The organism is Streptomyces sp. NBC_00597 (genome assembly GCF_041431095.1).
Classification (GTDB): Bacteria; Actinomycetota; Actinomycetes; order Streptomycetales; family Streptomycetaceae; genus Streptomyces.
Window position 1 is genome coordinate 5,540,536 of record NZ_CP107757.1, and the last position, 21,517, is coordinate 5,562,052.

The 21,517-nt window shown below is 73.1% G+C and carries 12 protein-coding genes and 1 pseudogene; 10 read left to right on the forward strand and 3 right to left on the reverse strand.

Going from position 1 to position 21,517, the window contains the following annotated elements; all coding sequences use genetic code 11:
* Nucleotides 1-40 precede the first annotated feature (40 nt).
* Both OG974_RS25290 and OG974_RS25295 read right to left on the reverse strand, forming a co-directional pair.
* Entirely contained in the window at nucleotides 41-520 is a 480-nt protein-coding gene (locus OG974_RS25290; protein WP_327284963.1) for a hypothetical protein, read from the reverse strand.
* Nucleotides 521-647: 127 nt separating this feature from the next.
* The gene (locus OG974_RS25295) at nucleotides 648-1,877 is read right to left on the reverse strand and encodes a nucleotide sugar dehydrogenase (protein ID WP_327284964.1); all 1,230 of its coding nucleotides are present in this window, start codon (nucleotides 1,875-1,877) and stop codon (nucleotides 648-650) included.
* Between the two features lie 269 nt (nucleotides 1,878-2,146).
* Between OG974_RS25295 and OG974_RS25300 the strand changes: the two genes are divergently transcribed.
* From OG974_RS25300 to OG974_RS25330, 7 genes are all read left to right on the forward strand, one after another.
* A complete protein-coding gene (locus OG974_RS25300) occupies nucleotides 2,147-3,853 on the forward strand; it encodes a glycerol-3-phosphate dehydrogenase/oxidase (RefSeq protein WP_328763397.1) in 1,707 nt (568 codons plus the stop codon).
* A gap of 161 nt (nucleotides 3,854-4,014) precedes the next feature.
* Nucleotides 4,015-6,498 (forward strand): protein kinase, encoded by a 2,484-nt coding sequence (locus OG974_RS25305; RefSeq protein ID WP_371644544.1) that lies wholly within the window; start codon nucleotides 4,015-4,017, stop codon nucleotides 6,496-6,498.
* Between the two features lie 143 nt (nucleotides 6,499-6,641).
* On the forward strand, nucleotides 6,642-9,575 hold the full coding sequence (locus OG974_RS25310; protein ID WP_371644546.1) for a protein kinase: 2,934 nt from the start codon (nucleotides 6,642-6,644) through the stop codon (nucleotides 9,573-9,575).
* Nucleotides 9,576-9,689: 114 nt separating this feature from the next.
* Nucleotides 9,690-11,354, forward strand: coding sequence for a protein kinase (locus OG974_RS25315; protein WP_327284968.1), 1,665 nt, complete (start codon nucleotides 9,690-9,692; stop codon nucleotides 11,352-11,354).
* A gap of 126 nt (nucleotides 11,355-11,480) precedes the next feature.
* A complete protein-coding gene (locus OG974_RS25320) occupies nucleotides 11,481-13,109 on the forward strand; it encodes a succinic semialdehyde dehydrogenase (RefSeq protein ID WP_327284969.1) in 1,629 nt (542 codons plus the stop codon).
* 11 nt (nucleotides 13,110-13,120) lie between these two features.
* Complete coding sequence (locus OG974_RS25325) at nucleotides 13,121-14,905, forward strand: GMC oxidoreductase (RefSeq protein ID WP_371644549.1); 1,785 nt, start codon at nucleotides 13,121-13,123, stop codon at nucleotides 14,903-14,905.
* Between the two features lie 200 nt (nucleotides 14,906-15,105).
* Nucleotides 15,106-16,743, forward strand: a complete 1,638-nt coding sequence (locus tag OG974_RS25330) for a peptidase (protein WP_371644551.1) — start codon at nucleotides 15,106-15,108, stop codon at nucleotides 16,741-16,743.
* Between the two features lie 296 nt (nucleotides 16,744-17,039).
* Here OG974_RS25330 and OG974_RS25335 read toward each other — a convergent pair.
* A pseudogene (locus OG974_RS25335) lies at nucleotides 17,040-17,336 on the reverse strand (chorismate mutase); the annotation flags it as partial.
* A gap of 291 nt (nucleotides 17,337-17,627) precedes the next feature.
* Between OG974_RS25335 and guaA the strand changes: the two are divergent.
* From guaA to OG974_RS25350, 3 genes are all read left to right on the forward strand, one after another.
* The gene (guaA, locus tag OG974_RS25340) at nucleotides 17,628-19,220 is read left to right on the forward strand and encodes a glutamine-hydrolyzing GMP synthase (protein ID WP_327284973.1); all 1,593 of its coding nucleotides are present in this window, start codon (nucleotides 17,628-17,630) and stop codon (nucleotides 19,218-19,220) included.
* Between the two features lie 126 nt (nucleotides 19,221-19,346).
* On the forward strand, nucleotides 19,347-20,102 hold the full coding sequence (locus tag OG974_RS25345; RefSeq protein ID WP_327284974.1) for a class II aldolase/adducin family protein: 756 nt from the start codon (nucleotides 19,347-19,349) through the stop codon (nucleotides 20,100-20,102).
* 153 nt (nucleotides 20,103-20,255) lie between these two features.
* Nucleotides 20,256-21,506 (forward strand): hypothetical protein, encoded by a 1,251-nt coding sequence (locus tag OG974_RS25350; protein ID WP_371644553.1) that lies wholly within the window; start codon nucleotides 20,256-20,258, stop codon nucleotides 21,504-21,506.
* The last annotated feature ends 11 nt before the right edge of the window (nucleotides 21,507-21,517 follow it).

Genomic DNA, 21,517 nt, shown 5'->3' on the forward strand with positions numbered 1-21,517 from the left:
CCGGCGGGTGGGCCGGCCTGCGGGTGCGTGGCGCCAGGGGTCAGTCGCTCGCCTTCTTGGCCGCGCCGAAGGCCACGAAGCCGCCGATGGCGAGGAAGACGTAGTCCATGGCGTCCGCGCCCTCCTGCCAGATGTCGTTCAGGCCGCCGACGCCCGCCTTGTCGAGCACCTCGCCGAGGCCGACGTTGCCGTAGTCCGCGAGTGCCAGTGCGATGAAGAACAGCTGGCCCAGGTAGACGGCGCCGAGGGAGAGGACCGCGCCGGCCACGGGGAGCACCGGGTTCCTGCCGCCGAGCTTGCCCGCGGCGAAGCCGACCAGCAGGCCGACGCCGACCGCCGCGTAACCGACCTGGCGGTCGATCGCGTTCATGATCGCGCCGTACGCGGCGGCCGCGGCCAGGGCGGCGACCACGGCCGCGACGATGCCCAGGCCGATGTTGCCGCTGCGGGCGGGCTCGGCGGGGTACGGGGCGGCCGGGGCCGCGGAGTCGGGCGCGGGCGGCTGGACGTGCTGGCTCATGAAGAAATCCCCCCCAGGGATTCGGGCATGCGCAGCTCCGCGGTCACCGGGGCGCATGTATGTGCGAGATAAGTCGCCGCAGGCTAGCAGCCCGTTGAGACATCCGCGGGTGGGATTTCCGGCGAGGTCAGAGCCGGTGGGCAGCGCCCGGCGGGCTGGCGCCCCGGGTGTCCAGCAGCAACTGTGCCTTCACCGCGAGCCCTTGGAGGTCGTACGTGCGGTGCTGCTGGAGCAGGATCGTCAGATCGGCGTTGGCGGCGGCCTCGTACAACGATTCGGCACGGGGGACCGGACGGTCCCTGACGCGCCATCCGGCGATGTACGGGTCGTGGTAGCTGACCAGCGCCCCGAGGTCCAGGAGGCGGCTGGCGATCTCGCGGGCCGGGGAGCCCTCCTGGTCGCCCAGGTCCGGCTTGTACGTGACGCCGAGCAGCAGGACCCGGGCCCCGCGGGCCGATTTGCCGTGCTCGTTCAGCAGGGTGGCGGAGCGCTGGATGACGTACTGGGGCATCCGGCCGTTGATCTCCTGTGCCAGTCCGACCATGCGCAGGGGGTGGCCCGGGGTGCGGGTGGTGTGGGGGAGGTAGTTGGGGTCGAGGGGGACGCTGTGGCCGCCGACCCCCGGGCCGGGTCGGAAGGCCTGGAAACCGTACGGCTTGGTCTCGGCGCAGCGGATGACGTCCCACAGGTCGACGCCGAGGTCGTGGCAGAGCACCGCCATCTCGTTCATGAGGGCGATGTTGACGTGCCGGTAGTTCGTTTCGAGGAGCTGGACGGTCTCGGCCTCGCGCAGCCCGCGGGCGCGGACCACCTTCTCGGTGAGGCGGGCGTAGAAGGCGTGCGCGGACTCGGTGCAGGCGGGGGTGAGGCCGCCGATCACCTTGGGGGTGTTGGCGATGCCGTGCGTCCGGTTGCCCGGGTCGAGGCGGCTGGGGGAGTAGGCCAGGTGGAAGTCCCGCCCTGCGCGCAGTCCGGAGCCGGCCTCCAGGACGGGCCGCAGGTAGTCCTCGGTGACGCCCGGGTGGGCGGCGGATTCGAGGATGACGGTGGTGTGCGGGCGCAGCCGGGCGGCGAGCGTGCGGCCCGCCTCGCCGACGGCGGACAGGTCCAGCGCGCGGTCGGCGCCGAGCTGGGTGGGGGCGCAGATGACGGCGGTGCGGACCCGGCCGAGTTCGGCGGGGTTGGTGGTGACCCGGAAGCCGGCGGCCGACATGCGCCGGACCTCGGCGGCGGTGAGGGTGGAGTCCGTGGCCGGACCGCTGTCGTAGCCGACCGTCTCGATTCCGGCGGCGACGGCCGCCTGGGCCAGCGGGAGGCCGAGGTGGCCCAGTCCGATGACGCCGAGGTCTGCGGGCATGGGGTGCCGTCCCTTCCCTGACATGCATGAGGAGGCTGGGTGCGCAAGTCCTGTGGACCGTGCGGGTCCGGCATGGAGCTGGCGCGATGTCAGACTAGGCGTATATATGACCGATCTGTCGCATTACGGGGTAGAGGTCACCGTTGTGTTGTCCACAGGCGGTGGCTGATGTGGGTGCGGCGGGTCAGAATCGTGAGCGGGGGATGTGAGCGGGATCACCCGCCCCGACCGCACCGAGCGGGGATGACCCGCACCAACGGGAGGCAGCCGTGAGGACAGCGACACTGGGGCCGGTCCAGCGCGAAGAGGCACTCGCCCGGATGGCCGAGCGGGAACTGGACGTGCTCGTGGTGGGTGCGGGCGTGGTCGGCGCGGGCACCGCGCTCGACGCCGCGACCAGAGGCCTCTCGACGGGGCTGGTGGAAGCCCGCGACTGGGCCTCCGGCACCTCCAGCCGGTCCAGCAAGCTCATCCACGGCGGCCTGCGGTACCTGGAGATGCTCGACTTCGCCCTCGTGCGGGAGGCCCTCAAAGAGCGCGGCCTGCTCCTGGAGCGGCTGGCCCCGCACCTGGTGAAACCCGTGCCGTTCCTCTACCCGCTCCAGCACAAGGGCTGGGAGCGGTTCTACGCCGGATCGGGCGTCGCGCTGTACGACGCGATGTCGGTGTCCAGCGGGCACGGGCGGGGCCTGCCGGTGCACCGGCACCTGTCGCGCAAGCGCGCCCTGCGGGTCGCGCCGGCCCTGCGCAAGGACGCGCTGGTGGGGGCGCTCCAGTACTACGACGCCCAGATGGACGATGCGCGGTACGTGGCCACGTTGGTTCGGACGGCCGCGGCGTACGGGGTGCACTGCGCCAACCGGGCGAGGGTCGTCGGCTTCCTGCGCGAGGGCGAGCGGGTCGTCGGGGCCCGCGTGCAGGACGTCGAGGGCGGCGGCGAGTACGAGATCCGCGCGCGGCAGGTGGTGAACGCGACGGGGGTGTGGACGGACGACACGCAGGCGCTGATCGGGGAGCGCGGGCAGTTCCACGTCCGGGCGTCGAAGGGCATCCACCTGGTCGTCCCCAAGGACCGGATCCACTCCTCGACCGGGCTGATCCTGCGCACCGAGAAGTCGGTGCTGTTCGTGATCCCGTGGGGCCGGCACTGGATCGTGGGCACGACCGACACCGACTGGGACCTGGACAAGGCGCACCCGGCGGCGTCGAGCGCGGACATCGACTACCTGCTGGAGCACGTGAACTCCGTGCTGGCGGTGCCGCTGACGCGGGACGACGTACAGGGCGTGTACGCGGGCCTGCGGCCGTTGCTGGCCGGGGAATCCGACGCGACGAGCAAGCTGTCGCGCGAGCACACCGTGGCGCATCCCGTGCCGGGGCTGGTGGTGGTCGCGGGCGGCAAGTACACGACGTACCGGGTCATGGCGAAGGACGCGGTCGACGAAGCGGTGCACGGGCTGGACCAGCGGGTCGCGGAGTGCGTGACCGAGGACGTACCGCTGGTGGGGGCCGAAGGGTACCGGGCGTTGTGGAATGGACGGGTCCGGATCGCGGCACGGGCGGGCCTCCATGTGGTGCGGGTCGAACACCTGTTGAACCGGTACGGCTCGATGACCGACGAACTGCTGGACCTGATCGCGGCGGACCCCGGACTGGCACAGCCGCTGGGCGGGGCGGAGGACTACCTGCGGGCCGAAGTGGTGTACGCCGCCTCGCACGAGGGAGCGCGGCACCTCGACGACGTACTGACGCGGCGGACCCGGATCTCGATCGAGACGTTCGACCGGGGGACGCGGTCGGCGCGGGAATGCGCGGAGCTGATGGCGCCGGTCCTGGGGTGGGACAAGCAGCAGATCGAGAAGGAAGTGGAACACTACGAGAAGCGGGTTCAAGCGGAACGGGAATCGCAGCGCCAGCCTGACGACCAGACCGCAGATGCGGCGCGGTTGGGGGCTCCCGACATCGTTCCGTTGTAACTCCGGGATGCGGAGGGGGGAACCGCGGACCCGGGGCGCCCGTCCGTTGCGGAGTGAGGAACAATGAGGGTTCTGCCGGGGCGGGTTACCGCACGGGTTCTTCCGGAGCGGGCCACCGGGGACCCCGGGGGCTGCCGGAGCAGCGATCGCAGAGGGGACGCATGTCGAAGCCGGAGCACACCGAGTCGCCTGCGGCGAAGCAGGACCGGGCGAAGCCCGTGTCGGCGAAGCCGGAGTCGCCTGCGGCGAAGCCTGCAGTACCGCCTGCGGCGGAGCCGGCCTTGTCCGCCGAGCCGGCGGACGAGGAACCCGCGGCTGCCGCCGAGGGCGCGAAGCCTGCCGGCACGCCTGCGGCGAAGGCCGACCTGACGAAGCCTCCGGCTGCCGCCGAGGGTGCGAAGCCGGACCTGGGCAAGCCTGCGGCTGGTGCCGCTGAGGGTGCGAAGCCGGACCTGGGCAAGCCTGCGGCTGGTGCCGCTGAGGGTGCGAAGCCGGACCTGGGCAAGCCTGCGGCTGGTGCCGCTGAGGGTGCGAAGCCTGCCGACTCGCCTGCGGCGAAGGCCGACCTGACGAAGTCTCCGGCTGCCGCCGAGGGCGCGAAGAAGGCCGATACGGCCAAGCCTGCGGGGAATTCCGTCGTCGAGAAGGCCGATGCCGTTGCGGCCGCCGTCAAGGCCGCGGCCGCCAAGGCCGCCGAGGAGGGGCAGGACGAGGGACGGCTGCTCGCGCGCCGCTACCGGCTGCGCGGAGTCCTCGGCAAGGGCGGCATGGGCACCGTCTGGCGTGCCGAGGACGAGACCCTCGGCCGGACGGTCGCCGTCAAGGAACTCCGTTTCAGCACCGGCGTCGACGAGGACGAGAAGCGCCGCCTCATCACCCGGACCCTCCGCGAGGCCAAGGCGATCGCCCGGATCCGCAGCGGCGGCGCCGTCACCGTCTTCGACGTCGTGGACGAGGACGGCCGCCCCTGGATCGTCATGGAGCTCATCGAGGGCCCCTCGCTCGCCGAGTTCATCCGTGAACAGGGCCCGCTGACCCCCCACCGCGCCGCCGAGGTCGGTCTCGCCGTCCTCGACGTGCTCCGCGCAGCGCACGGACAGGGCATCCTGCACCGGGACGTGAAGCCGTCCAACGTGCTCATCGCCGGCACCGGCCGCGTCGTCCTCACCGACTTCGGCATCGCCCAGGTGGAGGGCGACCCCTCCGTCACCTCCACCGGCATGCTCGTCGGCGCCCCCTCGTACATCTCCCCCGAGCGCGCCCGCGGTCAGAAGCCGGGCCCGCCCGCCGACATGTGGTCCCTCGGCGGACTGCTCTACGCCGCCGTCGAGGGCGTGCCCCCGTACGACAAGGGGTCCGCCCTCGCCACCCTCACCGCCGTCATGACCGAGCCGGTGGACCCGCCCAAGAACGCGGGCCCGCTGACCGAGGTCATCTACGGCCTGCTGGCCAAGGACCCGGCCCGCCGCCTCGACGAGGAGCGCGCCCGGGCGATGCTCACCGCCGTCATCAACGCGCCGGAGCCGGCGCCCGCCCCGCTCCTCCCGCCGGCCGTCGAAGAGACCCGGCAGATCTCGCTGGTCGACGCCAAGGAGGCGGCGGCCAAGGCCGCTGCCGAAAAGGCCGCCGAAAAGGCGGAGAAGAAGGAACGCGAGCGGCAGGAACGCGAACAGCGCGACCGCGCCCGCGCGGCGCTGAAGGCGGCCCGCAAGGCCGCGGCGGCCGCAGCGGCGGCGCCCGCGGTCTCGGCGGCCGAGCCCCCGGCGCCCGCCCCGGGCAGGACCTCGCCGGTCGCGGCGCCGCTCACCGACGTCATGTCCCGCCGCACCATCGCCCTCGCGATAGCCGGTGTGGTCGTCGCGCTCGCCGTCATCGGTTCGCTGATCGCCTACATGTTCAGCGGTGACGACCCGGTCACGAAGAAGGACGAGGGCAAGGGCGGTCCGGGCACGAAGGTTTCCGGCAGCCCCGACCCCGGCGCGTCCGCCAAGACGGGCGAGACCAACGCCACCGCGGGCAAGGGCGCAGGCACCAGCGCGACCGCCGGCACCGGCACCGGCTCCGGCGGTACCGAGCCGAGCCAGGGGCAGTCCCCGGGCGGGCAGCAGGCCCAGGGTCAGACGCAGGGGCAGAGCCAGGGCCAAGGCCAGGGCCAGGGCTCCACCACGGGCGGCCCGGGAGCCGGGCTCCCCGACGGCTACACGAAGGTGACCGACCCGGGGTTCCACTTCTCGATGGCGATGCCCTCGGGCTTCAAGGTGACGGGCATAGCCGGCGAGAACTCCGGCGCGATATACAGCCGCGACGGCGGCTTTCCGCGCATTCAGGTCGACTACACCGACAGCCCCGGCAACGACGCCCGCGCGGCGTGGGCCGCGGCCGTCGCGGGAGTGGCGAGCTCCAGCACGAACTACCGCACGATCCGCATCGACTCGACGGAGTACAACGGCTACCCGACCGTCGCCGACTGGGAGTTCGAGCGGGAACAGAAGGGCATCAAGGTCCGGGTCCTCAACCGCGGCTTCAAGGTCGACGCGAAGCGCGGCTACGCCATCATGATCAGCTGCGCGGCGGACCAGTGGGACGGCCCGGAGTGCACGACGATGCGCAACACGGCGTTCCAGACCTTCCAGCCGCTGGGCTGACGGGCCACCGGGCTGACGGTCCGCCGGACTGACGGCCACTGGACCCACGAGCCTTCCCAGGCCCGGGACGCGGGCGCCCTGCGCGACGTATCGTGGCAGTGGGGCCATGGGGGACGTGCGCCCCGGCACTCGGGGGAGGCGAAGTGGAGGACTACGCGGGCCGGATCCTGGCCGACCGCTACCGTCTGCCGCTACCGCCGTCGGACGAGTACGAGCTGGTCGAGACCCGCGCCTTCGACACGCGCAGCGGGCAGGAAGTCCTGGTACGGCAGGTGCCGTTACCGGAGATCGTGGATGCCGAGCTGCTCGACGAAGCCCCCGGGCAGGCGCTCCGTCCCGCGGGGCGCCGTTCGGCGGGGGACCTCCCGGCCGTGCGCCGCGCCATCGCCGCCGCGCAGGCGGCCGCGTCCGTGCCCGACCATCCGCGGCTGGACCAGGTCTTCGACGTGTTCGCCGAGGGCGGGTCGCTGTGGATAGTGAGCGAGTTGGTGCCGGCGCGTCCGCTGGCGGCACTGATCGCCGACGAACCGCTGAGCCCGTACCGGGCGGCGGAGGTCGCCGCGGACGTACTGACCGCACTGCGGGTGCTGCACGCGCACGGCTGGACGCACCGGAACATCACGGCCCGGACCGTGTTGGTATGCGATGACGGACGGGTCGTCCTGACGGGGTTGGCGGCGGGCGCCGCCGAAGACGCCCTCTGCGGCTACGACCCGGTCCCCCCGGAGTCCGCTCCCGCCTCGGACGACGCCCCGGGCCGGGGCGCGCCGGGCGTTGGCGCAGCCGTGGTCCGGAGCACGCCGCCCGCGACGGCGCCGGGTGCGCACGCGTCGGGCGGTGGTCCGGGCAATGGTGCACCCCCCGTTGGGCTGAACCATGGTGGGGTCGAGGAGTGGGCCGTGACGCCCGGTGCGGGAGCCGACCCGGAGGGCGGTTCGGTCCCGGCCGCGCAGGCAGGTGTGGAACTGCAGGCCGAAGACGGTGCGGCCGGTACGGGGCTCGCCGTACGGGGGCCGCAGCCCGGTGCGCAGGCCGGGTACGCGCCGCTCGTGGCGCCCGGGTACGACACCGGGCCGCGGTACTCCGATCACATCACCCCCGGGGCCGCGGGGGAGCGACCCGAACTCAAGGCGGCCGCCCGGGCCGGGGCCATCGCCGCGTACCGGGCCGGGGCGCAGGCCGCCGTCGCACGGGTCACGGAACAGCGCAAGGGCGGCTCCGAGCCCGCGCCGGAGCCGAGGCCGCAGGGGTCGAACCTCCCGCAGGGGTACTCGTACCCGTACGGGGGCCCGGAGAACGGGACGAAGGCGCCCTGGCACGGGGCCACCCCGCGCCGGCAGCCCGCGCTGCCGGCCGCCGGGCAGCCCTCGCCGGAGTCGTCGCTGGAGCCGGAGCCGGAGCCGGAGCCGGAGTCGTCGCTGGAGCCGGAGCCCTCGCCGGAGTCGTCGCTGGAGCCGGAGCCGGAGCCGGAGCCGGAGCCGGAGCCGGAGCCGGAGCCGGAGCAGGAACAGGAGCCCGGGGCGACGCCCGCCCCGGCGCCGGTGCGCCCCGCGCTGCCCGCGCAACTCGCCCTGCCCGAGGGGTACCACCAGGCCGAAGCCCCGGCCCCGACCGCCTACCGGACGCCGCGCGGCTCCCACGACCCGACCCCGGTTCCGCGGCCGACCATGGCCTCCTACTTGCCCTCCGAGGACCCGGACGGCCAGACCCGGCCCGCCCGGCCCGCCCGGTCGGCCGCCGAACTCCGCCCCGACCGTCCCCGGCCCGGGCAGGCCGTGTTGCCGGGGAGCGAGGTCGAGGGCCCGGCCGCGACCTCGCACCTGCGCCCCGGCTCTTCCGGCTACCCCGGCCCGTCCGTGCCGCACGCCGAGGCCGCGGGCCGGGGTTGGGGCGAAGGGGGGATCCGGAGCGGGTTGGATGCCGAGCGGGCCCGGCAGACGCGGATGGCCGTCGTCGGGGCCGTCACCGAGCGGTGGGCTCCCGAGCAGGCCGGGTCCGTCGCGGGGCCCTGGCAGTTGGCCGCGCCCGTCGGGCCCACCACCGACCTCTGGGGGCTCGGCGCGCTGCTCTACCGGGCCGTGCAGGGCCATGCCCCCTACCCCGAGGACAGCGTCACCGAGCTCGTCGACATGGTGTGCGCCGAGCCCCCGGCCTTCGCCGAGGAGTGCGGGCCGCTGCGCCCGATCGTGGAGTCGTTGCTGCGCCAGGACCCCACCGAGCGCCCCGACTTCGAGGAGCTCCGCGGCTGGCTGCGTTCGCTCGTGCGGTCCGCCCCCGAACCGGACGGTGGCGTCGGCCTCGCGGCGCTCCCGCTGCCGGAGCCGGATCCCGCGCGGCTGCCCGTCGTACGCCGACGGGGCGACCTGCACGGCCGTCACCGCAGTACCGCCCCTTCCCGCAAGCCGCGTTCCCTCGGGCGGAACCTGCTCGTCGGCGTACTCGCCCTGCTCGCGGGGGCGGTGGCGTACGCGCTGCTCTTCCTGCCCCGGGCCGGGGAGCAGGGTCAGGGTGCCGTCGCCGAGTCCCCCGTGGCGCAGCCCTCCGCCTCCCCGTCGCCTTCGGCCAAGCCGAGCCGGACGCCGCAGGCGTCGCAGACGCCCCAGTCGGCGCCCGCTCCCGGGCCCGCGCCCGCCGGTTACACCACCCAGCAGGACCCCGAGCACTTCGAGATCGCCGTTCCGGGCGGCTGGGAGCGGCGCGGGATCAACGAGGCAGGGCAGGTCCGCTACACCGACGGGGAGTACGTCCTGACGGTCGTTCCCGGCCGGGACAAGGTGGACGGCAATCCGGACCCGGCGACGTACCAGAAGGACAAGGAGCCCGAGCTGGCTCCGTACCGGTCCTCCACCTGGGCCAGCGGCGGCGACGTCAAGACGACGAAGGTCGGTCAGCAGCTCCGTGTCACCGGCCGCTACACGTGGATCGACGGCAACGGCCGCAGCGTCGTCGCCCGGAACTTCGTGGTGGCGCTCGGCGGCAGCTACCACGTCGTCATGGTCACGGGTCCCCAGGACGGGGAAGGTAAGGTCACCGAAGTCTTCGAAAAGGCCACGGCGAGTTACCGCGCGGGCGGGTGACGGGCAATCAGTACGGCGATTGCGTCACAGTGCTACCGGAACCGCGCCTTCACGGTTCCGGGAGCCCCGAGCGCTCCGTAATCTGGCCCGAAGTGCACAGAGTGGCGGGGTTTCGTGGAACAGCAGACAGGTGCGGGCGCGGTGCTCGCTGGCCGGTACCGGCTCGTGGAGCCCATCGGCAGCGGCGGCATGGGCAAGGTGTGGCGCGCGCATGACGAGCTGCTGCACAGGACCGTCGCCGTCAAGGAACTGACGGCGGGTCTGTACGTGGCCCAGGCCGACCGGGAGGTGCTGCACGCCCGGACCCAGAAGGAGGCCCGGGCCGCGGCCCGGATCCAGCACCCGGCGGTCGTGGTGGTCCACGACGTGCTGGAGCACGACGACCGGCCGTGGATCGTCATGGAGTACATCGACGGGCCCTCCCTCGCGGAGGCCGCTAAGGCGGCCGGCCGGATCGAGCCGGCCGAGGCGGCCCGGATCGGCCTGCACGTACTGGGAGCACTGCGCGCCGCGCACGCGGTCGGTGTCCTGCACCGGGACGTCAAGCCGGGCAACGTGCTGCTCGCCAAGGACGGCCGGGTCCTGCTCACGGACTTCGGGATCGCCGCGATCGAGGGCGACTCCTCCATCACGCGGACCGGCGAGATCGTCGGCTCCATCGACTACCTGGCCCCGGAGCGGGTCACCGGCGGGACCCCGGGCACGGCCTCCGACCTGTGGTCGCTGGGCGCGACCCTGTACACGGCCGTCGAGGCGCGTTCGCCGTTCCGTCGGACCTCGCCCATCTCCAGCCTCCAGGCCGTGGTCAACGACGAGCCGCCGGCGCTGCGGCAGTCGGGCGTCCTGGGACCGGTCATCACGGCCCTGCTGCGCAAGGACCCGGCCGAGCGGCCGTCGGCGCAGGAGACCGAGCGGATGCTGATCGAGGCGATGGAGGGGCGGGCGCCGAAGGCGGCGCAGGCGTACGTGCCCACGCGCGCGGTCACTCCGCAGGAACTCGCCGACGCCCAGGAGCCCGACACCGCGGGCACCGACCCGCGGGCGCAGGCCGAGTCTGCCGCGAGGACGCCGTCGGCACCCGATGCGGCGCGTACGGCGGCCCTGCCCGAACAGCCCGGGCCGGTCCCCCCGGCGGGGAGTCCGGCGACGGGCGGCGGCCGCATCAAGCGGGCCGCGGCCGTGGCCCTCGTGGCGGCGCTGGTGGGCGGCGGTGCCGTCTTCGGCGTGCTGAAGTTCACCGGGGACGGCGAAGGGGGCGCGGGCGACGGCTCCGACAAGAACGCGAGCGCCCCCGACCAGCAGGGCGGCGATGACGCCGCCCCTCCGGCCGGCTACAGCGAGGTCACCGACCCGGCGGGCTTCACGCTGTTCGTTCCGGACGGCTGGAAGCGCCAGATGGACGGCGACCAGATCGACTACACCCCGGACAACGGGAAGCACTTCATCCGGATCGCCTCCGACGCGACGCCGGACTACGACAACCCGTACATGCACCTGCTCGACCTGGAGAAGCAGCTCAAGCAGCGGACGGACTACAAGCGGCAGAAGCTGAACCAGAACACCTTCCAGGACAGCACCCGCGCCGCCCTGTGGGACTTCACCTGGACCGAGAAGGGGGCGCACGCCGGGCCGCGCCGGGCCATCGAGCAGATGTACATCGCCCCGGACGGCACCGAGTACGCGGTGTACATGTCGGGTCCCGCGGCCGACTGGCAGACCACCCGTGCCCAGTTCGACAACGTGCTGAGCGGCTGGGCCCCGCCCCCCAAGAAGGGCTGACCCGGCCCCGGGGAGCGGCTCGCCGCGGGGCTTGCCGGCCATCCTGCCAGCGATCGCTGGCGGAAATGACAAAATCCGGTTACCGACGGGTACCCAAAGCCCCGCGGGCGGAATACGCTCACCGCCATGACGGACTCGCAGGCCCCGGCCCCCCTCCGCAGCGCACCGCAGCCCACCAACCCGGTCGCCGCCGCCCCGGCCGGTGCCCGCACCGCAGCCGACGTGGTGACCCCCGACCTGGTCACCCGGCTCACCCGCGGAGTGATCGGCTCCGGCCGGACCGCCAACCACACCCCCTTCACCGGGGCCAAGCTGGCGGACCTCCCCGAGGCCACCCCCGAAGACGTCGCCGAGGCCTTCGAACGGGCCCGCGCCGCCCAGGGCGCCTGGGCCGCCGTCCCCGTACGCAAGCGGGCCGCCGTGCTGCTCCGGTTCCACGACCTGGTCCTGGCCCGGCAGGCCGAGGTGCTCGACCTCATCCAGCTGGAGACCGGCAAGGCCCGCCTGCACGCCCACGAGGAGGTCCAGGCCGTAGCCGTCGCCTCCCGCCACTACGGCCGCAAGGCCCCCGGGTACCTGCGCCCCAAGGGCCACACGGGCGCCATGCCCACCCTCACCAAGGTCACCGAGCTGCGCCAGCCGCGCGGGGTCGTCGGCCAGATCGCCCCCTGGAACTACCCCCTCGAACTGTCCGTCGGTGACGCGCTGCCCGCCTTCGTGGCCGGCAACGCCGTCGTGATGAAGCCCGACACCGAGACCGCGCTCACCGCCCTGTGGGCCCGTGACCTGCTGATCGAGGCCGGACTGCCCGCCGAGGTCTTCCAGATCGTCCTCGGCGAGGGACCCGTCGTCGGCCCCGAGGTGGTCCGGCACGCCGACTACGTCTCCTTCACCGGCTCCACGCGGACCGGCCGCGAGGTCGCCCGGGGCGCCGCCGCCCGCCTGGTCGGGGTCTCCCTCGAACTCGGCGGCAAGAACGCCATGCTCGTCCTGCACGACGCCGACGTGGAGAAGGCCGCCGCGGGCGCCGTCCGCGCCTGCTTCTCCTCCGCGGGCCAGCTGTGCATCTCCATCGAGCGGCTCTACGTCCACGCCTCCGTCGCCGACGCGTTCGTCGAGCGCTTCGCCGCCCGTACGAAGGCCATGCGGCTCGGCGCGTCCCTCGCGTACGGCGCGGACATGGGCTCGCTGGTCGGCGAGCGCCAGCTGGAGACCGTACAGCGGCACGTCGACGAGGCCGTCGCCAAGGGCGCCACCCTCGTCGCGGGCGGTACCGCCCGCCCCGACATCGGCCCGCTCTTCTACGAGCCCACGATCCTCGACGGCGTCGAGGCGCCGATGGCGGTCTGCGGCGAGGAGACCTTCGGCCCGGTCGTCTCGATCTACCGGTTCACCGACGAGGACGAGGCCGTCGCACAGGCCAACTCCACCGCGTACGGGCTCAACTCCAGCGTCTGGACCAAGGACGCCCGCCGCGGCCACGCCGTCGCCGCCCGCCTGCGCACCGGCACCGTCAACATCAACGAGGGCTACGCCCCCGCCTACGGCAGCGCCCAGGCGCCCATGGGCGGCATGAAGGACTCCGGGCTCGGCCGCCGCCACGGTTCCGAGGGCATCCTCAAGTACACCGAGGCGCAGACCGTGGCCCACCAGCGGCTGCTCCCGATGGCGCCCTCGCTGGGCATGGACGACGAGAAGTACGCGGCGTTCATGACCCGCAGCCTCAAGGTCATGAAGGCCCTCCGACTCCGCTAAGGGGCAGCACCGTGTCTGAGTCGTACGACTACGACGTCATCGTCATCGGATCGGGCTTCGGAGGGTCGGTCTCGGCACTGCGGCTGACCGAGAAGGGGTACCGGGTCGGCGTCCTGGAGGCCGGGCGCCGGTTCACCCGCGAGAGCCTGCCGAGGAACAGCTGGGACCTGCGGAACTACCTGTGGGCCCCGGCGCTGGGGCTGTACGGCATCCAGCGCATCCACCTGCTCGGCAACGTGATGGTCCTCGCCGGCGCCGGAGTGGGCGGCGGCTCGCTCAACTACGCCAACACCCTGTACGTGCCGCCCGCGGCCTTCTTCGAGGACCGGCAGTGGGCTTCCATCACCGACTGGCGCGAGGAGCTCGCCCCGTACTACGACCAGGCCAAGCGGATGCTCGGCGTACGCCTCAATCCGACGATGACCCCCTCCGACGTCCACCTGAAGGCCGCCGCCGAGAAGATGGGCGTGGGGGACTCCTTCCACATGGCCCCGGTCGGCGTCTTCTTCGGCGACGGCGCGGACGCCGAGGGCGGCTGCGGGGCCCGCCCCGGCCAGGAGGTCCCCGACCCGTACTTCGGAGGTGCCGGACCCGCCCGCAAGGCGTGCACCGAGTGCGGCGAGTGCATGACCGGCTGCCGGCACGGCGCGAAGAACACCCTCAACGAGAACTACCTGCACCTCGCCGAGCGCGCCGGCGCCGTCATCCACCCGATGACCACCGTCACCGCGCTCGCCGAGCACCCCGAGGGCGGCTACCGGATCCGCACCGTCCCCACCGATGCCCGCCGCCGGGGCATCGCCAAGGAGCTGCGCGCCCGGCACGTGGTCGTCGCGGCGGGCACGTACGGCACCCAGACGCTGCTGCACACGATGAAGGACAACGGGCTGCTCCCGCGGATCTCGGACCGGCTCGGCGAGCTGACCCGGACCAACTCGGAGGGCCTGGTCGGTGCGCAGACCGACGACCGCCGCTACCGCAGGCGCCGCGGCGCGGGCCCCGCCGGGGAACCGCGCGCCGACTTCACGCGGGGCGTCGCGATCACCTCGTCCGTGCACCCCGACGCCGACACCCACATCGAGCCCGTCCGCTACGGCAAGGGCTCCAACGCCATGGGGTTCATGACCGTCCTCCAGGTGCCGTACGGAAAGAACCGGGTGCGGGCCTGGTTCGCCCGGACCGCGAAGCACCCGGTGCAGCTGGCCCGCTCGCTGTCCAACCGGCGCTGGTCGGAGCGCACGATCATCGGGCTCGTCATGCAGTCGCTGGACAACTCGCTGACGACGTACCGCAAGCCCGGCGGCCTCGGCAAGGGCCTGCTCACCGCCCGCCAGGGGCACGGCGCCCCGAACCCGGTGCAGATCAAGGAGGCCACCGAGGCGGCCACCCTGCTGGCCGAGGAGATCAACGGCTTCGCCGGCAGCAACATCGGCGAGCTGATGGGCACCCCGCTCACCGCGCACTTCCTCGGCGGCTGCCCGATCGGCGCCTCCGCCGAGCAGGGCGTGGTGGACCCGTACCACCGGCTGTACGGGCACCCGGGCATCTCGGTGGTCGACGGCTCGGCGGTCTCCGCGAACCTCGGGGTGAACCCGTCGCTGACGATCACGGCGCAGGCGGAGCGGGCGATGTCGTACTGGCCGAACAAGGGCGAGCAGGACCCGAGGCCGGATCAGGGTGCGGCCTACGCGCGCCTGGCAGCGGTGGAGCCCGTCCGTCCGGTGGTTCCGAAGGAGGCGTTCGGCGCGCTGCGGCTGCCGCTGCTGCCGGTGCCGGAGGTTCCGAAGAAGCCGTGACCGCGTGACACGTGTACCGGCGGCGGGGTCTGCGCTCCCCCTCCGAGCGCAGAACCCGCCGCCGTGCACCTAAGTGACAGGTGATCAGTCCGGATGGTTGCATGTGATGCCCGTCACCCTTCGAAGAGGGCAACTGTGGCCCGGCCTCGGCGGTCTCGATCTTCATGGACAAGCGCATCTCCCTTTTGGCGGCTACGGGGTTGGCGACACTGAGCCTCGGCGCGGCCGCCCCCGCGCTCGCCGCGGAACCCGCCTTCCCGCTCAGCGGGCCCTCCGCCCAGGTGCTCCAGCCCTCCCCGGACTCGGGCGCCTCGAAGGAGCGGAGCCTCCGCTACGACCTGAACTACGTGGGCCCCGGAAACGGCTTCCCCGGCGAGTTCACCGTCACCGTCGACCTGACCAAGGTCGCCGGGTTGGCATCCGTCCGACTCGATCCGGCCAAGCCCAGGCCGCACTGCACGACGAGCGCCACCGCGATCGTCTGCAAGCAGCAGGGCCTTTCCGTCGGGCCCGGCAACAGCTTCGACCTGCTCGTCTCCGCCGCCCAGGGCAGCAAGAACGGTGGGAGCGGCGAGATCGCGGTCAAGGCCGCGGTGGCCGGGGCGACCGTCACGCCCGTCACCACCAAGGTCACCGTCGGCGGCCCCGACCTGCACATGGGGGAACTGAAGCCCAAGGCGGAGGTGACCGCCGGCGAGCAGCAGGACCTGCCGCTCGCCTTCGCGAACCGGGGCACCCTGCCCGCCAAGTCGGTGGCGCTGGAGCTGGACGCCACGGCCGGCCTGGCGCCGGCGGAGACCTACGACAACTGCAGCAGCCAGGACCACGGCAGCATGGGCGCCACCACGGTGTGCCTCGTCGAGGGCGAGTTCCTGCCGGGTGAGTCGTACCAGCTGTCGCCGGACTCCCCGCTGCACCTCAAGACGACCGAGCGGGCCTACCGCGACTCGCTGCGGTACGGGGTCGTGCCCGACCCGGCGCCGCGCAAGGACGCGCCGGCGGCCAAGGCGGCCACCGGCAAGAAGCTGATGCTGGTCAAGGCGTCGGCGGCCGTGCCGGTCTCGGACTCCCACCTGGACCCGGCGGCCGTGAGCGGGACCGGGGACACCGACCTGAACCCGGGCGACAACGGGCGCTCGTTCGACTTCACCGCCAAGGGCACCACGGCCGATTTCGAGGCGGTCACCGCCTCGCCCGCCGGCAAGGTCGGCGACACGGTCGTGGCCGACCTCGGCTTCCGCAACAAGGGCCCGGCCGTGATCAACTACGTGCGGTCCGGTGAGAGCGTGGCCCGCACCGACATCGTGATGCCGGCCGGCGTGCAGGTCACGGACGCGCCCGCGAACTGCCGTGCGGTCAACGCCGACGGCAGCGCCCGTACGGAGCGCCTGGGTGCGCCGCGCTACTTCTGCGACGGCGGGACCTTCGCGGACGTCCACGAGCCGTACACCCACAAGTTCGTCATGAAGATCGAGAAGGCGGTCGCGAACGCCAAGGGCTCGGTCACCGTCGGCGAGCCGGCCGCGGCCGGTACCAAGCTGCACGCCGTCGACCCGGTCGCGGGCAACAACACGGCCGCGTTCGTGGTCGACGTCAAGGCCGGCGCGAGCGCGAGCCCGTCCACCTCGGCCTCCACCTCGCCGTCCCCGTCCGCCTCGGTCTCGGCGTCGGTGTCGGCGAGCGCGTCCTCGTCCGTCTCCGCCGCCGGCGGCACGGGCGGCAACCTGGCCTCGACCGGCAGCTCCGTCGGCCCGATCGCGCTGGGCGCGCTGGGTGCCGTGGTCGTCGGCGGTGCGCTGTACGTGGGGGCGCGCCGCCGCTCCGGCAAGCACGCGTAGCCCGAAGGAACGCGGAACGGCCGGCCGGGGGCGTCCCCCCGGCCGGCCGTCCTTTTCCCGGGGTGACCGGGCTGCTGTCCCCTGCCGTCCGGTCACACGAAGGAGCGAGGTCCCACGACGCACGTTCCGGAGGGCCGTACGTCTCATCGCTCCGGCGGAGCCACGCGTGGTGCTGCGGTCCCGCGCCTGGCTGACGCGGCCATCCACACCAACGAAGACCGCCGGGGCCGGTCACGGGTCCGGACGAGTGACGAACGGGCGTCAGACCGGCGGCCGGGCAGGCGGCGCCGGACGCCTCAGACGCGGCCGCGGCACAGCTCCAGCAGGGTCATGGCGAGCGTGGTCCCCGGCTTCCCGAGGGCGTCGTTCCAGTGCGCGAGCACCTCCATCTCGCGCGAGAGGTGCACCCGGCGGCCGCCCGAGGCGATCCGGGCCTCCTGGATGACGGCCGACACGGCCATCCGTTCCTGGATCAGGCCGATGATCCGGTCGTCGATGGCGTCGATGCGCTCGCGGGACTCGGCGATCAGCTGCGCGGGGGTGGTCGTCACGGTCATGTTCTTACTCCTGTGGGTCTTGCCGGCAGGAGCGGAAACGCCAGAGCGCCCCGGTCCTGTCGGACCGGGGCGCTCTGGGAAGTCAGTGGCTCAAGCGAGCATCACACGGACCCATGGCGACCGGACCGGCCGGTGCCATAGGTAAAGAGGAAGCTCAGCTGCTTGCGCACGGTGTGGATTATTGCCTCCCGCCCCCGTCCCGGCCAACCGGGTTCGGATCGTGAGACGGTCGGGGTGACGCGGGCCTCGGATGGTGCGACAAACCCGCCGCCGGCGCCACCGGTAGAATCGACAAAACAGCCACCTCTTCCGCCGGAAGGCCGCCCCGTGCCAGAAGCACCCTCCGCCGCCCACGACAGCGCCCCGGACACGGTTCTCGTCGTCGACTTCGGCGCCCAGTACGCCCAGCTCATCGCCCGCCGCGTCCGCGAGGCCCGGGTCTACAGCGAGATCGTGCCCAGCACGATGCCCGTGGCCGAGATGCTGGCCAAGAACCCCAAGGCGATCATCCTCTCCGGCGGCCCGTCCTCCGTCTACGAAGAGGGCGCCCCGCGCCTGGACGACGGCCTGGCCCTGTTCGAGTCCGGCGTCCCCGTCTTCGGCATGTGCTACGGCTTCCAGCTGATGGCGACCACCCTGGGTGGCACCGTCGACAACACCGGCGCCCGCGAGTACGGCCGTACGCCGCTCGCCGTCTCCAAGGCCGGCTCCACGCTCTTCGAGGGCACCCCCGAGAACCAGTCGGTGTGGATGTCCCACGGCGACGCCTGCTCCGCCGCTCCCGAGGGCTTCACCGTCACCGCGTCGACGAACGTCGTCCCGGTCGCGGCCTTCGAGAACGACGAGAAGAAGCTCTACGGCGTGCAGTACCACCCCGAGGTGATGCACTCCACGCACGGCCAGCTGGTGCTGGAGCACTTCCTCTACCGCGGCGCCGGCCTGGAGCCCACCTGGACCACCGGCAACATCGTCGAGGAGCAGGTCGCGGCCATCCGCGAGCAGGTCGGCGACAAGCGCGCCATCTGCGGCCTCTCCGGCGGCGTGGACTCCGCGGTCGCCGCGGCCCTCGTCCAGAAGGCCATCGGCTCCCAGCTGACCTGCGTGTACGTCGACCACGGCCTGATGCGCAAGGGCGAGACCGAGCAGGTCGAGAAGGACTTCGTCGCCGCCACCGGCGTACAGCTGAAGGTCGTCGACGCGCAGGAGCGCTTCCTGACCGCGCTCGCCGGCGTCTCCGACCCGGAGACCAAGCGGAAGATCATCGGTCGCGAGTTCATCCGCGTCTTCGAGCAGGCCCAGCTGGAGATCCTCCAGGAGGACGGCCCCGCGGTGGCCTTCCTGGTCCAGGGCACCCTGTACCCGGACGTCGTCGAGTCCGGCGGCGGCACCGGCACCGCCAACATCAAGTCCCACCACAACGTCGGCGGCCTCCCCGACGACATCGAGTTCGAGCTCGTCGAGCCGCTGCGCCAGCTGTTCAAGGACGAGGTCCGGATGGTCGGCCAGGAGCTCGGCCTGCCGGACGAGATCGTCCAGCGCCAGCCCTTCCCGGGCCCCGGCCTCGGCATCCGCATCGTCGGCGAGGTCACCAAGGAGCGCCTGGACCTGCTCCGCGAGGCCGACGCCATCGCCCGCCACGAGCTGACCGCGGCCGGCCTGGACCGCGAGATCTGGCAGTGCCCGGTCGTCCTGCTCGCGGACGTCCGCAGCGTCGGCGTCCAGGGCGACGGCCGCACCTACGGTCACCCGATCGTGCTGCGCCCCGTCTCCTCCGAGGACGCCATGACCGCGGACTGGACGCGCATGCCGTACGAGGTGCTCGCGCGGATCTCCACCCGCATCACCAACGAGGTGCCCGACGTGAACCGCGTCGTCCTCGACTGCACGAGCAAGCCCCCGGGCACCATCGAGTGGGAGTAGTCCCCACCCGCAGCCCGTGACGAAGCCGCCGTTCCCCCCGGGGAGCGGCGGCTTCGCCGTCGGTATGGCCAGTTTCGGGAGCCGCCGGTACCTTGCGCCGCGAGCCGAGCCGTCGAAGGAGCGCCCATGGCCGAGCAGCCCGTACCCGTACCCGTGGACCGGCTGCGGTTCCCGATGCCACCCGTGCACACCGACCCGGACGTGGAGCGCGCCCACCGCAAGGGACGCCTCGCCGGAGCGCTGCGGCTGTTCGGGCGGCTCGGGTACGAGGAGGGCGTCGCCGGGCACGCCAGCACGCGCGACCCCGAGTTCCGGGACTGCTACTGGACCAACCCCTTCGGCCAGGCCCTGTCCGCACTCACCGCCGACGACCTGCTGCTCGTCGACGGCGACGGGCGCGTCCTCCAGGGCGACCGGCGCGTCAACGAACTGGCCTTCGCCGTGCACGCCGCCGTGCACCGGGCCCGCCCCGATGCGGTCGCGGTGGTGCACACGCACGCCCCGTACGGCAGGGCGCTGGCAGCGCTCGGCGAACTGCTCGCCCCGATCACCGAGGAGGCCTGTGCCTTCTTCGAGGACCACGCGCTCCTGGACGGTTTCGCCGGTCCGGCGGACGCCGACCGGATCGCCCGCGCCCTCGGCCCGTACAAGGCGCTGGTCCTGCGCAACCGCGGGCTGCTGACGGTGGGGAACTCCGTGGACGCGGCGGCCTGGTGGTTCATCGCGGCGGAACGCGCCGCGCAGGTGCAGCTGATCGCCCGGGCCGCCGGGAAGCCGGTACCGATCGAGCACCGTAGCGCGCTCGCCGCGCGGGAGCGTTTCGGCACGGATCTCGCCGCCTGGGTCAGCTACCAGCCCCTGTGGCAGACCGTCGCCCCCTGACGGGACTGGGCCGGGCGGGTGACGTCAACATCATGAACGGTTAATCACCTGCTCTGACATCGTGCGCAATCCGGAGCACTGCCGCAGTGGTGCACAATTCGCTGGCATTGCACCGTAGTTCAGAGAGGCGGCACGCACGTGGCTGTCCAAGAGATGTCCCGAAGCACCCACGGCGGCGCCTGCACCTGTGACGACTGCCCGCACGGCGCCCAGGAGGGGCACCGGCGCGCGGTCGCCGCGTTCACCGAGAAGCGCGACGAGTTCGCCGCCGGCCAGGGGCTGCCGGCCGCGGTGGCCCGGTCCGCCGGAGCCTCCCGGCAGTGGGTCTCCGACGAACTGACCCTGTCCGCCCGCACCGTCGCCGACCGCAGCCGGGAAGCCGGCAACTCCTGGCTGTACCTGTTCTCGCGGCGGGCCGTCCTCGCCGTGTGGATCGCCGCCGGGGTGCTGCTGCTGGTACAGGTCGGCACCGCGCTGGGCACCGGCTGGTCCACGGCGCGCACCGCCGGGCTGCTCGCGGCGGTGGTCCTGGCCGGGCTGCTCACGGTCGCCGCCCGCGCCCAGTCGGTGCGCGGCGGGCTGCTCGCCCCACTGGTCGGGGAGGACAACCGGCTGTCCACCTCGAAGGCGGTTCCGTGCGCGTGGGTGGTGCTGACGGCGTTCGCCGCGCTGCTGCCCGCGCTGCGGCTGGCGGCCTCGTCGCCCGGCCCGGAACGACAGGCCCTGTACGCCGGGCTGGCGCTGGGACGGGCGCTGCCGCTGCTCGCGGTGGTCGCGCTGACCTCGGCCGTCGCGGTGCTGGTACGCCGCGTGGTCACCGTACGGATCATGGGCCAGCGGATGCAGAAGCTGCCGGCGGACCGGCCGCGCGGGGTCGACCTGCTCACGGACGACGCGGGCCGCGGGAGCTTCCCGGACGCGCAGTACATCCTGGTCTCCACGGTGGTGCTGGCCTTCGCAGCGGTGTCGTTGGCCCGGTTCCCGGACCGGCTGCCGCGGCTCCCGTGGGCGCTGGCCATGCTGGTGGCCCTGTCGGCGACGGTGTACCTGGCGGCGAAGTTCGCGGAGGTGACCCGTCCGCTCGTGCTGTCGGTGGTCCGCAGACGGGAGCCCGGCGACCTCGACGCGGCCGTCCGGCCCGGCGACGACATCGAGATCCGCGGCGTGGGCTTCGTGCCGCCGGGGGCGCAGACGCCGGAGATGCTGGCCCGGCTGGTCGTACGCGTCGGGGCGGTCCACGTGCACGTGCCGCTGGTGCCCGTCGCGGGCGGGTTCACCAACCCCTCGGACTCGGTCCTGACCGTGCCGGTCCCGGCGGAAGTGGAACCCGGGCGCGTCGAGGTCCAAGTGGTCACGGCCGCAGGAGTGGAATCCAACCGCTGCACCATCGACGTGGCCGAATGAACGGGGTACAC

What these genes read in the sequence shown, in the direction of transcription:
- OG974_RS25290 (WP_327284963.1), bottom strand. Translation starts at nt 520, where the DNA reads ATGAGCCAGCACGTCCAGCCGCCCGCGCCCGACTCCGCGGCCCCGGCC.
- OG974_RS25295 (WP_327284964.1), bottom strand. Translation starts at nt 1,877, where the DNA reads ATGCCCGCAGACCTCGGCGTCATCGGACTGGGCCACCTCGGCCTCCCG.
- OG974_RS25305 (WP_371644544.1), top strand. Translation starts at nt 4,015, where the DNA reads ATGTCGAAGCCGGAGCACACCGAGTCGCCTGCGGCGAAGCAGGACCGG.
- OG974_RS25320 (WP_327284969.1), top strand. Translation starts at nt 11,481, where the DNA reads ATGACGGACTCGCAGGCCCCGGCCCCCCTCCGCAGCGCACCGCAGCCC.
- OG974_RS25345 (WP_327284974.1), top strand. Translation starts at nt 19,347, where the DNA reads ATGGCCGAGCAGCCCGTACCCGTACCCGTGGACCGGCTGCGGTTCCCG.
- OG974_RS25350 (WP_371644553.1), top strand. Translation starts at nt 20,256, where the DNA reads ATGTCCCGAAGCACCCACGGCGGCGCCTGCACCTGTGACGACTGCCCG.